Annotated in this window: 10 protein-coding genes; 2 read left to right on the plus strand and 8 right to left on the minus strand. The window is 65.5% G+C overall.

All coding sequences use genetic code 11. From position 1 onward, the window contains the following. Nucleotides 1–64: 64 nt before the first annotated feature. Together FJ967_RS05415 and FJ967_RS05420 are read left to right on the plus strand one after the other, a co-directional pair. Entirely contained in the window at nucleotides 65–1,402 is a 1,338-nt protein-coding gene (locus FJ967_RS05415) for an aromatic ring-hydroxylating dioxygenase subunit alpha (protein ID WP_181175674.1), read from the plus strand. 90 nt (nucleotides 1,403–1,492) lie between these two features. After that, a complete protein-coding gene (locus tag FJ967_RS05420) occupies nucleotides 1,493–3,139 on the plus strand; it encodes an acetolactate synthase large subunit (RefSeq protein ID WP_140730664.1) in 1,647 nt (548 codons plus the stop codon). 37 nt (nucleotides 3,140–3,176) lie between these two features. Here FJ967_RS05420 and FJ967_RS05425 read toward each other — a convergent pair whose 3' ends face one another. The 8 genes from FJ967_RS05425 to FJ967_RS05460 all read right to left on the minus strand — a co-directional run bounded on the left by FJ967_RS05425 (nucleotide 3,177) and on the right by FJ967_RS05460 (nucleotide 12,237). Further along, nucleotides 3,177–4,325: a substrate-binding protein gene (locus FJ967_RS05425; protein WP_246675180.1), complete on the minus strand. Its 1,149-nt coding sequence runs from the start codon at nucleotides 4,323–4,325 to the stop codon at nucleotides 3,177–3,179. A gap of 98 nt (nucleotides 4,326–4,423) precedes the next feature. Further along, complete coding sequence (locus FJ967_RS05430) at nucleotides 4,424–5,125, minus strand: ABC transporter ATP-binding protein (protein WP_140730666.1); 702 nt, start codon at nucleotides 5,123–5,125, stop codon at nucleotides 4,424–4,426. A 2-nt stretch (nucleotides 5,126–5,127) separates the two neighbouring features. Continuing rightward, entirely contained in the window at nucleotides 5,128–5,832 is a 705-nt protein-coding gene (locus FJ967_RS05435) for an ATP-binding cassette domain-containing protein (RefSeq protein WP_140730667.1), read from the minus strand. Further along, a complete protein-coding gene (locus FJ967_RS05440; protein WP_140730668.1) occupies nucleotides 5,829–6,815 on the minus strand; it encodes a branched-chain amino acid ABC transporter permease in 987 nt (328 codons plus the stop codon). Before FJ967_RS05440 ends, FJ967_RS05435 begins: the two co-directional genes overlap by 4 nt. Beyond that, nucleotides 6,812–7,729 carry an urea ABC transporter permease subunit UrtB gene (urtB, locus tag FJ967_RS05445; protein WP_246675181.1) on the minus strand — a complete coding sequence of 306 codons (918 nt, stop codon included), beginning with the start codon at nucleotides 7,727–7,729 and terminating at the stop codon, nucleotides 6,812–6,814. The genes FJ967_RS05440 and urtB overlap by 4 nt, the downstream gene beginning before the upstream one ends. Then, the gene (locus FJ967_RS05450) at nucleotides 7,674–8,795 is read right to left on the minus strand and encodes a class II histone deacetylase (RefSeq protein WP_140730669.1); all 1,122 of its coding nucleotides are present in this window, start codon (nucleotides 8,793–8,795) and stop codon (nucleotides 7,674–7,676) included. Before FJ967_RS05450 ends, urtB begins: the two co-directional genes overlap by 56 nt. A gap of 83 nt (nucleotides 8,796–8,878) precedes the next feature. Next, the gene (locus FJ967_RS05455) at nucleotides 8,879–11,593 is read right to left on the minus strand and encodes a LuxR C-terminal-related transcriptional regulator (protein WP_140730670.1); all 2,715 of its coding nucleotides are present in this window, start codon (nucleotides 11,591–11,593) and stop codon (nucleotides 8,879–8,881) included. After that, on the minus strand, nucleotides 11,590–12,237 hold the full coding sequence (locus FJ967_RS05460; protein WP_140730671.1) for a GNAT family N-acetyltransferase: 648 nt from the start codon (nucleotides 12,235–12,237) through the stop codon (nucleotides 11,590–11,592). The genes FJ967_RS05455 and FJ967_RS05460 overlap by 4 nt, the downstream gene beginning before the upstream one ends. Nucleotides 12,238–12,247 lie beyond the last annotated feature (10 nt).

Genomic DNA, 12,247 nt, shown 5'->3' on the forward strand with positions numbered 1-12,247 from the left:
CTTCCGCATCGCACACTCTATCCAAACATCATTCTAATGCCAGCGCGCGGAAAGGGTGTTCGCCATGCAGGCCTACACACGAGACAGCCAGCCATCCGACAGAGACGAGATCGTGCGCCTGATCGATCGGCAGCGCCAGGACTGGTCGCTGGAACAGGCTTTCTATACGGACCCGGCGATTTTCGCGCTGGAGCGGGAACTGTGGTTTCCACGCCAATGGGTGCTTGTCGCGCATGCCAGCGAGGTGCCCGAAAAGGGACGCTACATCGTGCGCCAGCTTTTTGACGAAGAGATCATCGTCGTGCGCTTCGGCGACGGCGAGGAGGACATCGCGGCCTACTACAATGTCTGCACCCATCGCGGCTCGCGGCTGTGCACCAAGGACGGACGCGGCAAGCTTCTGGTCTGTCCCTACCATGCCTGGTCGTTCAGGCTGACCGGCGAGTTGCAGTCGCGGCAGGATCTTCCCGAAAGCGTCGATCCCGACGCACTGGGACTGCACCGTGTGCCGTCGAAATGTTTCGGCGGCCTGGTGATGTGCGGTCTCGATGCCAGCTCCCTCCCGGACATCCAGCCTGTCGCGGATGGGCTGACCGGCGGATTGCTGGAAAACGGCCTCGACCGCGCGCGCATCGTGTCGCGCAAGAACTACCTGACCAGGGCGAACTGGAAGCTGGTGCTGGAGAATTTCCTCGAATGCTATCACTGCCGGCCGGCGCATCCCGAATATTACCGGGTCAATGGCCATGTCAAAGTCACCGCGACCCGCGACGCCGACAAGGCGGTCGAATGGCAGGAAGAAATCGAGGCCTGGCACAGCGTCATCGGCGATGCCGAATTCCACAAGGGCGCCTGGCAGGCCGGCGACCTCGATACCATGCCGTTCGCCATGCATCGCAAGCCGATCGGTTCGGGCCGCAAGACGCTGTCCAACACGGGCGAGGGGGTTTCATGCTTGATGGGCGGCCGCAGCGCCTATGATGGTGGCGAAAGCGGCTTCCGCCTCGGGCGCCTGTCCTTCGCCAGTGCCGCCAACGATTATGTCACGCTGTTCCAGATGATACCGCGCAATGCCATGGAGACCGACGTCGTCCTGACCTGGCTTGTCGACAAGGACGCGGAGGCGGGCGTCGACGCCGATGCCATCAGCTGGATGTGGGACGTCACCACGGTGCAGGACAAGAAGATCACCGAGGACAATGCCGACGGCATCCTGTCGCGCGCCTACAGGCCAGGTCCCTACACGCCGCTGGAAAGCCAGACCTCGTTCTTCGTGCAGACCTATCTGTCGGAATTGCGTTCGCTGGTCACCGGCACGCGCGGCGCCCCGCCGAGCCAATGGTCGGCGCCGGCGCAGCTCTTCGCGTCGCCGAAGGCGGCAGGGTGCGATACCCGTCTTTGACGCCTGGTCGCGGGTCGCCTCTTTGAGACGCCGCGTTCCGATGCCATATGAAGATGGCTGGCGGAATGCGCATCGCAGGAGAGACGGTTCATGGTCAAGGGTTCGGATCTGTTCGTGGCGGCCCTCGAGAACGAAGGGGTCGATCGCATCTTCGGTATTCCGGGCGAGGAAAATCTCGACATCGTCGAATCGATCCGCCGCTCGTCGATCCAGCTGATCCTGACCCGTCACGAGCAGGCGGCCGCCTTCATGGCCGCCACCTATGGCAGGCTCACCGGCAAGCCCGGCGTGTGCATCACCACGCTGGGCCCCGGGGCGCTCAACCTGACGACGGGTGCTGCCTACGCACTGCTCGGCGCGATGCCGATGATCATGCTCACCGGCCAGAAGGGGATATTGTCGTCCCGGCAGGCGCGTTTCCAGATCGTCGACATCGTCGCGGCGATGAAGCCGCTGACCAAGCTGTCGCGCCAGATCGTCTCGCCCAGGATGATCCCATCGCTGGTGCGCGAGGCTTTCCGCGTCGCGCAGGAGGAGCGTCCGGGTCCGGTGCATCTGGAACTGCCGGAAGACATTGCCGCGGCGGAATGCGAACCGGTCGCTCTGGTGCCCACGCACCCCGTCGACCTGCCGATCGCCGGCGCGGACGCGCTCGATCGCGCCGCCCGGATGATCACGGAAGCCAAGCGTCCGCTGCTGATGTTCGGCGCGGCGGCGTCGCGTCCACGCGTGACCCCCGACATTGCCCAGTTCGTGCTGCGCACGCAGATCCCCTATTTCACAACGCAGATGGGCAAGGGCACCGTGCCCGGCGGCACCGAGCTCTATATGGGCACGGCGGCGCTTTCGGAGCGCGACTATGTGCACGAGGCCATCGAACAGGCGGACTTGATCATCACCATCGGCCACGACACGGTCGAGAAGCCGCCCTTCATCATGGGGCCCGACGGCCCCAAGGTCATCCATGTCGGCTACCACTCGGCCGATGTCGAGCAGGTCTATTTCCCGCAGGCCGAGATCGTCGGCGACCTCGGTCCGTCTCTGGCGCTCTTGGCGGACCGCGTCGAAGGCAGGATCCCCAACGCGCAGGCCCTGTTGCCTCTGCGCGAAGGCATTCTGAGCCGGATCGCGGCGCGTGCCACCGAGGATCGCTTCACGCCGCAGCGCATCGTGCACGACGTGCGCGCCGTGATGCCGGCCGACGGCATCCTGGCGCTCGACAACGGCATGTACAAGATCTGGTTCGCGCGCAACTACCGCACGCGCATGGCAAACACGCTGCTGCTCGACAATGCGCTCGCCACAATGGGCGCCGGCCTGCCATCGGCGATGATGGCGGCGCTGCTTTATCCCGGGCGCCGTGTCATGGCCATCGCCGGCGATGGCGGTTTTATGATGAACAGCCAGGAACTGGAGACAGCTGTCAGGCTCAAGCTCAACCTCGTCGTCCTGCTGCTCGAAGACAACGCCTATGGCATGATCCGCTGGAAGCAGGCGGTCGACGAATTCCCGGATTTCGGCATGACCTTCGGCAATCCCGATTTCGTCAGATATGCCGAAGCTTACGGCGCCAAAGGGACCAGGGTCAGCGCGATCGGCGACTTGCGGCCGGCGCTGGAACAGGCCTTTGCCGGGGGCGGCGTGCATCTCGTCGTGGTGCCCATCGACTATTCCGAAAACACCAGGGTGCTTGTTGACGAATTGCGCGAGCGATTGCCGGCGCCAAAGGCGTCCTGACGGCAGCGGCGGCGCCGCCGTCAGGATTGCTCGATGCCTACAGCTTGCAGTAAGGCGTCACCGGCGCGATGGTGCCGAAGTCCTTGACGATCTCGTAGCTGATGCCGTCCGCCGCCGCCTTGCCGACATAGGAATGGCAGAGCGTGTGATTGTTGCTGGCATCGACCCGGATCTTGCCCTGCGGCGCGTCGAACTCGATCGTCGGCAGAGCCTTGAGCACGTCGTCGTCCTTCAGCGATCCGGCCTTCTCGGCGGCGAGCGCATAGAGATGCAGGCCGTTATAGCCGGCCTCGCCGATGCCGTTGACCATCTTCTCCTGGCCGAACTTCTCGCGGAAGCTCGCGATGAACTTCTTGTTGACCGGATTGTCGAGCGCCATCCAGTAGGGCTGCGGCGCGTAGGTGCCGGCGGCGACGCCGGGCGGCAGCGCGTCCTTGTTGAAAACCTCGTCGAGCGGCGCGATCAGCGGCTGCTTGATGTCGAAGGAGCGGTACTGCTTGAGCTGGGTGACGGCGTCGTTGCCGACGACCATCGACCAGACGACATCGGGCTTCAGCGACTTGATCTTCTGGAAGGCCGGACCGAAATCCGTGGTGCCGAACGGATAATAGTCGGCGCCGATGATCTTGCCGCCGGCCTTCTCATAAGCAGCGGTGATCGCCTCGGTCATCTTCTGCGGCCAGGCATAGTCCGACGCCATGATGTAGATTGTCTTGCCGAGGTTTTCGGCCACCCACGGCATCATAGGATCGACCTGCTGCATCGGGATCGGCCCGGTGGCGACGAAGTAGCGGTTGCATTCGCCGCCTTCGAAATTGGTCGGGTAAAAGAACAGCTTCTTGGCCTTCGACGTCACCAACAGCGTGGCGCTGCGCTCGGGCGAAATGATCGTGCCCATGATCACGTCGACCTTGTCCTCGTTGAGGAGTTTGCGCGCCTTGTCGATCGAGCCCTTCGTCGTGGTCTGGTTGTCCTCGATGAACAATTCGACCTGGCGCCCGCCAATGCCGTTGGCGGCGTTGAGCTCGGCGGCAGCGAGCTTGTAGCAGTTGAGCAGCGTCTCGCCGAGGATCGCCTGCAGGCCGGTGATCGGGATCGACAACCCGACCTTGACCGTGTCGGCGGCGCGCAGGATCGACGGTGCGCCGACCATGGCGAAGGCGGCAGCCGCGCCGCCGGATTTCAAGACAGTTCTTCTGCTTATCATTGTTGTGTTCCCTTCCAATCCCAGGCGCGCCCCATGCGCGCCTTACAAAGTCAAACCCAGGCGCGCCCGGGCGCGCCTCATAGGGCCAGGAGATCCTTCAGCAGGCTCTCGTCGGCGAATGCTTCGGGTGTGCCTTCGTGGACGATCCTGCCCTTCTCCATCACCAGGCAGCGGTCCGCCGCCTTGAGAACGAGATCGAGGTTCTGTTCCACGAGGATGATCGCGATGCCGCGCTCGCGCGCGATGCGCGGCACCAGTTCCGCGATCGACTGCACGATGTTCGGCTGGATACCTTCCGAGGGCTCGTCGAGCAGCAGCACCGAGGGCAGGCCGCACAGCGCGCGGCCGATCGCCAGCATCTGCTGCTGGCCGCCCGAAAGCGTGCCGGCGACTTGCGCCTCGCGTTCGCGCAGGATCGGAAAATAGCCGAAAATGTCGGTCGGAATGCCGCCATCGCCCCGCTCGCGAGCGGCACGCGTGCCGACCTCCAGATTCTGCCGCACGGTCAGCTGGTTGAAGATGCCGCGTCCTTGCGGCACATGGGCAATCCCGGCTCGCGCACGGCGAAAGGCAGGTGCGCTGGTCAGGTCCTGGTCACCGAGGACCACCGCGCCGCCGCTCGCCTTCAAGGCGCCTGCGATGACACGCAGCAGCGTCGTCTTGCCGGCGCCGTTGCGACCGAGCAGGCCGACGACTTCGCCCGACGCCACGTTGATATCGATGCCGTTCAGCACCGGCAGCAGGCCGTAACCGGCCGAGACGGCCATGGTCCGTAGCATGGTCAGCGCCTCCCCAGATAGACATCGCGAACCATCTCGTCGGCCTCGATGTCGTGGAAAGGACCGCTGCGCAGCCGGCGCCCCTGATGCAGCACCAGCGTCTCGCAGTTCAGCGCCCGCACGAAGCGGATATCGTGCTCGACGGCGACGATCGAGAACTCGCCCTTGAGCCGCAGCAGCATGTCCGCCGTCGCCATCGTCTCTTGCGGCGTCATGCCGGCGGTCGGCTCGTCGAGCAGCAGCAGCCGGGGTTCGATCGCCAGCGCCATGCCGATTTCCAGCCACTGTTTCTGGCCGTGCGCCAGCGCGCCGGCCAGCGTGGCGGCGCGGTTGCCGAGCGCCACCAGTTCCATCAGCTCGCCGACCGGCCGGGCCGGCGAGGGCGCGCCCCCGCGCGCGACCTTGAGGTTGTCCTCCACGGACAGGCTCGGGAAGACCGAAGGAATCTGGAATTTGCGGGCGATGCCGAGCCGGGCGATGCGATGCAGCGGCAGCCCCGCAATGTCGTGGCCGAGGAAGCGCACGCTGCCGCTGGTCGGCCGAAGCGTACCGGTCAGCACGTTGAGGAATGTGCTCTTGCCGGCGCCGTTCGGTCCGATGATGCAGCAGAGCTCCTTGTCGCGCACCGTCAGGTTCAACCCTTCCAGCGCCTGAAGCCCACCGAAGCGGATGCCGACATTCTCGGCCTGGAGCAGGACGTCGCTCACGGTGCGTGCCTCCTCGTCCTGAACAGGCTCTTCAGCCGTGCATAGATCGACAGGATGCCGTCCGGCAGCACGAAGACGATGATGACGAAGACGCAGCCGAGCAGCAGCGGCCACAGGCTCGGATTGAAGCTCGAGATCGTCTGCTGGGCGCGCTGGATGGCAATGGCGCCGAGCACCGGACCAAGCAGGGTCCCGCGCCCGCCGACCGCGACCCAGACGATGACTTCGGTCGACAGAAGCAGGCCGGAGAGATCGGGCGCGACAAGTCCCGCCATGCAGACATAGAGTGCTCCGGCAAGCCCGGCGATCGCCGCTGAAAGGATGAAGGTGACGAGCAGCCGCAGAGGCGCGTTGTGGCCAAGTGCCGCCGCCCGGACCTCGTTGTCCTGGATGGCGGTGAGCACCGTGCCCCAGCGGCCGCGGCTGATCGACCACAGCGCCAGCACGGCCACCGCGACGATGGCGGCGACGAAGATGTAGGAGGGCAGGTCCTGGCTGAGATCGACAGGCAGGCCGCCGAGATCGAATGCGATCGGCGGGATGCCGATCAGCCCGCTGTCGCCGCCGGTGACCGAGCTCCAGGAGACGGCCGCCTGCTGACAAATCACGCCCATCGCCAGTGTGACAATGGTGAAATAGCTGCCGCGTATGCCGCCGAAGAACAGGAAGTAGCCGATGATGGCGGCGACGAAGGCCGCTCCCGATACAGCGCCGATGATGCCGAGCAGGCTGCCGAGAGGAATGGCGTCGTTGAGCGTGACCAGTGCCATGATGTAACCGCCGATGCCGAAGAAGGCGGCGTGGCCGAAGCACAATATGCCGGTGCGGCCCCAGAAGAAGTCGAGGCTCGCCGCGAACAGGCCGAAGATCAGCGCGTCGCGGATGACGGTCAGTTGGTAACCGTCGGCGAAGAAGGGATAGACGACGGCCAGCACCACGCAGGTGGCAAAGACCAGCAGCCAGTTGCGGTCGCGGGCGATCATCGCGACGCTCCGTTGAACAGGCCATTTGGCCGAAGCCGCACGGCAACGATGGCCGCGAGCAGCACGATCGCCTGTGCCAGCGACGGCGAGATCTGGTAGTTGAGCACGCTTGTCAGCCCGCCCACGAAGACGCTGCCGGCCACCAGTCCACCGATCGAGCCGACGCCGCCGACGATGACGACGAAGAAGGCGTTGGCGAGATAGTTCACGCCCATCTGCGGCAGCACGATCGCCAGCGGCGCGACCAGCCCTCCGGCGAGCCCGGCGATCGCCGCACCGAAGGTGAAGGCGATGGCGTAGGTGCGGCGCGTGTTGATGCCGACGCCCTCGGCCATTTCACGGTTCTGGATGACGGTGCGGATGTCGAGGCCGAACGACGTGCGGCTGATGAGCAGGATGACGCCGAGCAGTGTCGCTATGGCGATGCCGATCAGGATCAGCCGGTAGGCCGGGTAGACGGTGAAGAACAGGTCGAACGTGCCTTCGATCGGCGGCGTCACCGGCTTGGCCCCGAGGCCGAAGGTCAGCTCCAGCCCTTGCTGCAGGATCAGGCTGACGCCCCAGGTGGCGAGCACGGTCGAGACCGGCCGCGAATAGAGGTGGCGGATGATGGCGAATTCCAGGACGCAGCCGACCACCGCGCCGGCGATAGGGGCGGCGAGCAGCCCCAGCCAGAACGAGCCGCCGATGCTCTGGACGAAATAGACCGCGAAGGCGCCGACGGTGACGAACTCGCCATGCGCCAGGTTGGTGACGTTCATCAGGCCGAAGCTGATCGCCAGTCCGAGCCCGACCAGCATCAGGATGCTGATCAGCGTCAGCGCGTTGAGGAGCGTGGTGACGATGAAATCCATCGCGTCAGGCAGCACTTGCGAGGCGCTGGCGCAAGCCCGCGAGCAGGCGTTCGGCGGCATCGATCACGGCAGCCTGATGCGGCTGCAGATCCTGGCCGGCCCACTCATCGATATGGTCCGACAACGGATCGACCACTTCGGTGCGGTGATTGGCGAGCGTCTCGATGACGGCGTGGCCACAGAACGGCACATAGCCTTCGGAGTAGCCGCCTTCATGTGTCATCATCAGGCGACCGTCCGAGACTTCGGCGGCCAGCGCCACCATGCGCGCGGCAAGGCGCCGGAAGCATTCGCTGTTGAGCATCATGCGGCCGAGCGGGTCGAAGCCCGACGCGTCGAAACCGGAGGCGACAATGACGAGATCCGGTTTGAAGGCGCGCAGCGCCGGGGCGACAACGCGGTCGAAGGTCGCTTCGTAGGCGCCTGTGCCGCTGCCGGCGGGGAGCGGGATATTGATGTTGTAGCCTTCGCCAGCGCCCTTGCCGTTGTCGGCGAGCGCGCCGCGTCCGGTCGGATAGAGATTGTCCTGATGCAACGAAATCGTCAGCACCGACGGGTCCGAGTAGAACACGGTCTCGGTGCCATTGCCGTGATGAACGTCCCAGTCGACTATCGCCGCGCGGCCGAGCAGGCCTTCATGCTGCAGCCTGCGTATCGCGACGCCGATGTTGGAGAACAGGCAGTTGCCCATCGCCTGGTCGGGCTCGGCATGGTGCCCTGGCGGCCGCGCCAGCGCGTAGGCGTTGTCGACGCGGCCGGTCAGCACCGCGCGCATGGCGGCGTAGGTGGTGCCGGCGGACAACAAGGCGATGTCGAAACTGTTGAGGCCGATCGGCGCCTGCGGACCGGCGAAGCCGGAGCCCCGCTCGCTGAGCATCCTGATATCGTCGACGTGGCGTTGCGTGTGGACGCGCAGCAGATCCTCGACACTCACCGGCTCGGCAATGATCGGCACCAGATGACGCGACAGGCCGCTGACCTGGATGAGATTGTTGAGCCTGCGCTTAGATCCGGGCGATTCGAGATGGCGACCGGGCTCCACGAAGCGGCCGGGAGGCATCATGTCGGCGCTTGAGCCGGTATCATGCCACATCAGCAGTTCGTGAAAAACGTACCCAGTCGCCATCCGCAGCGTCCTCTACCAACCAGATGACGCTAGCAGGCTAACAATCACATGACCCGACCCTAAAGAGGGGTTTGGGCGGATGTCTATGCCCCTCCTTTCGGAGGGGTGCGCAGGTTCAAGGCGGCCGGTGCGGCGCGCACGGCCTGCACGCGGTTCGAGACCGAGAGCTTGCCGAAAATGTTCTTCAGATGCCATTTCACCGTCGTCTCGCTGACCGACAGTGCGAGCGCGATATCGCGGTTGGACATGCCCTCCGACAGGCAGCGCAGCATTTCCGATTCGCGCTTTGTGAGTTCCTCTTTCTCGGCTGTCGGCATGGCCGGTTTGCGCGTCGCGACGGGCATCGTCTGCGCGGCGTCGATAATGCGCGTGGCATAGGCCGACAATGCCGGATCGGCCTTTGCCAGCGCCGCGCGCAGGCGCATCAATCCCTCGACGACAGGCCTGCCCTCGTCGACGAAGGAGCGGATGAAGCCTGAGGGTTGGGCAAGGCGCAGTGCTTCGAGGAGATGCCGGTCGGCCTCGCGCGGGTCATGGCCAGCGCTCTTGGCGCGCAAGATCAGCGCCAGTATGTGGCGGCGCATGCGTCCGCTGCTTCTGGTCCGCTCCAGCAACGCATCGAAGATCGCCGCCGCGGCCGCGTGGGATTTTTCCGCCGTCAGCAGCCGGCCTTCGGCGAAGAACTCGAATTCGTTGGCGACGCTAGGGAGGGTTTCAGCGCTTTCGCGGCGATGCTCATCGAGCAGTGCGCGGGCCTCGGCGGTGCGGCTCTGGTCGATCAACAGCCGGATGCGATCATGCACCAGCACCGAAGCGAGGCGGCGGTAGACCGAGCCGCGCACGCGCTGGTAGACGCGCTCCAGCATATCCAGCGCGACCTGGCCGCGACCGGTCAGTTGCAGCACGCGGGCATAGGTCGGCACGCTGGCAAGGGGATAGACGATGACCGCCGCGCCCTCGATCAGCGGGCCCAGCGTCTCGACCAACGCAAGCGCTTCGCCAGAGGAATTGGTTTCATAGGCGAGTTCGGCAAGCAGCGTTCCGGCGAGCGCCTCTGCGTAGGAGTTGGCGCCGATCCGGGTTCTGGCCTCGATGATCGCGTCGCGCAGCAGACGCTCGGCGGCAGGCAGGCGGCCGGCCGAGCGCTCGATGACGGCCATGTAGCAATTGGCGATGGTGACGCCGAGCAGACTGCCGCTGCGCTCATGCGCCTTGCGCGCGGCCTCGATCGCGGCGCGCGCGCCGTGGAGGTCGCCAAGCGCATAGAGATTGTAGCCGACGACGTTGGCGGTCGCCCCCTCCATGAACCAGGCGTCGGGCGCGATGATGCGCAGGGCGGCAAGCGCGGTGTCGCGTGCCTCAGCGAACTGTTCAAGCGTGCTGTGCACGGCCGCGGCAAGGACCTCGAGTTCGGTCTCGATCGTGGTGCTGGTCAGCGTGCCCGGATCCTTGCCGTCAGCTGGCCCGTTCTCCACCAGCTTGCGCGCATTGGCGAGCGTCTGCTGCGCGATTTCGGGCTGGCTCGAGTGCACAGCCAGCCACAGCACGACGAGCTGCAGCCGGATGCGCTGGTCGATCAGTTTCCTCGGCAGCAGCGCCAGCAACTGGCGCACATAGAGAAGCTGGCACTGAGCGATGAGTTCGAGCGCGTTGTTCTCGACGAACACCGCCGCGCGGGCCTGGTCGCCGGCGGCCAGCGCATGCCCGATCGCCTCGGTCAGCATCTTGCGCTCACCGAACCACTCCGAAGCCGCCAGGTGCAGCGGGGCGATCATCTCCGGTTCGCGCCGCTCCATCTCGCGGCTCAGGAAGTCATGGAACAGATGATGGTAGCGGAACCAGCGCCGTTCCTCGTCGAGCGGCACCAGGAAAAGGTTGCGGGTCTCGATCTCGGTGATGTCGGCCTCGGCGTCCGCCGCGCGCATCACCGCCCGGCAGGCCTCGGCGCTGAAGCGCTCGAAGATCGAGGAGTAGAGCAGGAACTTCGCCAGCGCCGGCGGCAGCCCCAGGAACACCTCCCCCATCAGGAAGTCGGCGACGTTGCGGTTGGCGCCGGTAAAATTGCCGATCACGGCTTCTGGCGCATGCGCGGCGCTGAGCGACAGGGAGGCGAGCTGCAGGCCGGCGGCCCAGCCTTCCGTCCGTGAGCACAGGGTCTCCACCGTGCCGCTGGAGACCGACAGGCCGAGCTTGTCGTTGAAGAAGGCTTCCGCCTCCGACGAGGCGAAGCGCAGGTCGTCCGGGCCGATCTCGAAGACATCGCCGAGCACCCTGAGCTTGCCGAGCTGCAGGTCGGGCAGGCTGCGCGAGCCGATGACGAAGGCGACATTGGCCGGCGCCTGCCGCGTCAGCCGTTCCATGAAGCGCTTCACCGAAGGCGCTTCGATGACGTGATAATCGTCGAAGAACAGCGTGATGTCGGCGTCGCGCGCCGCCAGACCCGCCACAAGGGCGCTCGCCACGACGTCGAGCTGCGGGATTGGGCTCGACTGGAAGGCAAGATCGAGTTCCGCCGGGTTCTGGACGAGATGGCGTAGCGCCGCCACGAGATGCGACAGGAAGGCGCCTTCGTCATTGTCGGTCGCCTCGCAGGAGAACCACGCGGTCAGCCGGCCGCCGCGGGCCGCTTCCGCCATCCATTGCGCCATCGTCGTCGACTTGCCGAAGCCGGCGGGCGCGGCGAACAGCACGATGCGCGTCTCGACATGCTGGTTCAGCTTTGAAAGGATGCTTTCGCGCCGTACCCACCGGCGATGGTGAGGCGATGCCTGGCCGACGGATCGCGAGGACGGTCTCATCTTATGCCGGGCGCCCATTCCGTTTCGATCAGCGGGATCTGCGGCGCCGCATCGCGCGGCAGGGTTCCCTTGACGCGCGGATCGTCGGTGACTTCGAAACCCGCTGCGAAGGGCTCGAACCCGCAAGCCCTGTAGAAGCCGATGACGCTGGGATGATCGATGCTGCTTGTGTGCAGCCAGATACGCCCCGGCGCGAGGCGCCATGCCTGATCGAGCGCCCCGGCCATCAGCCGCTTGCCAAGGCCCCGGCCGGTGAGAGAAGGGAACAGGCCGAAATAGGTGATCTCGATCTCGTTGCTGTCGGCGACCGTGAATTCGACCATGCCGACATGGCGGCCGCCGTCGTCATGGCCATAATAGAGATGATGGCGAGGATCGGCGAAATGCGCCGCGATATCGGCGTCCGACATCTCGGCTGCGCGATCCCACAGCCAGGGAGCCCCGATCTCGAGAAAGGTGGCGCGGTAGGCGGCGCTGTCTGGCCGGGCGACGCGGGTCATCGTCAATGGCCGCGCAAGGCCCGGCATCGGCGCGCGCGTCTCCATCCACGTTACCGCATTGACGATCTTGCCGGCCGGGATGCGACGGTAACCCGATGCCAGATCGGTGATTTCATCGGGCAATCCGCCTTCGGTGACTTGCATCTGTCCTCGA

The sequence above is a fragment of the Mesorhizobium sp. B2-3-4 genome, assembly GCF_006442315.1.
Lineage (GTDB): Bacteria > Pseudomonadota > Alphaproteobacteria > Rhizobiales > Rhizobiaceae > Mesorhizobium.

Bases quoted from the DNA above. Each gene is read 5' to 3' on its own strand.
- FJ967_RS05460 (WP_140730671.1), bottom strand. From the start codon at position 12,237: ATGCAAGTCACCGAAGGCGGATTGCCCGATGAAATCACCGATCTGGCA.
- FJ967_RS05420 (WP_140730664.1), top strand. From the start codon at position 1,493: ATGGTCAAGGGTTCGGATCTGTTCGTGGCGGCCCTCGAGAACGAAGGG.
- urtB (WP_246675181.1), bottom strand. From the start codon at position 7,729: ATGCCGCCGAACGCCTGCTCGCGGGCTTGCGCCAGCGCCTCGCAAGTG.
- FJ967_RS05415 (WP_181175674.1), top strand. From the start codon at position 65: ATGCAGGCCTACACACGAGACAGCCAGCCATCCGACAGAGACGAGATC.
- FJ967_RS05440 (WP_140730668.1), bottom strand. From the start codon at position 6,815: ATGATCGCCCGCGACCGCAACTGGCTGCTGGTCTTTGCCACCTGCGTG.
- FJ967_RS05450 (WP_140730669.1), bottom strand. From the start codon at position 8,795: ATGGCGACTGGGTACGTTTTTCACGAACTGCTGATGTGGCATGATACC.
- FJ967_RS05430 (WP_140730666.1), bottom strand. From the start codon at position 5,125: ATGCTACGGACCATGGCCGTCTCGGCCGGTTACGGCCTGCTGCCGGTG.
- FJ967_RS05455 (WP_140730670.1), bottom strand. From the start codon at position 11,593: ATGAGACCGTCCTCGCGATCCGTCGGCCAGGCATCGCCTCACCATCGC.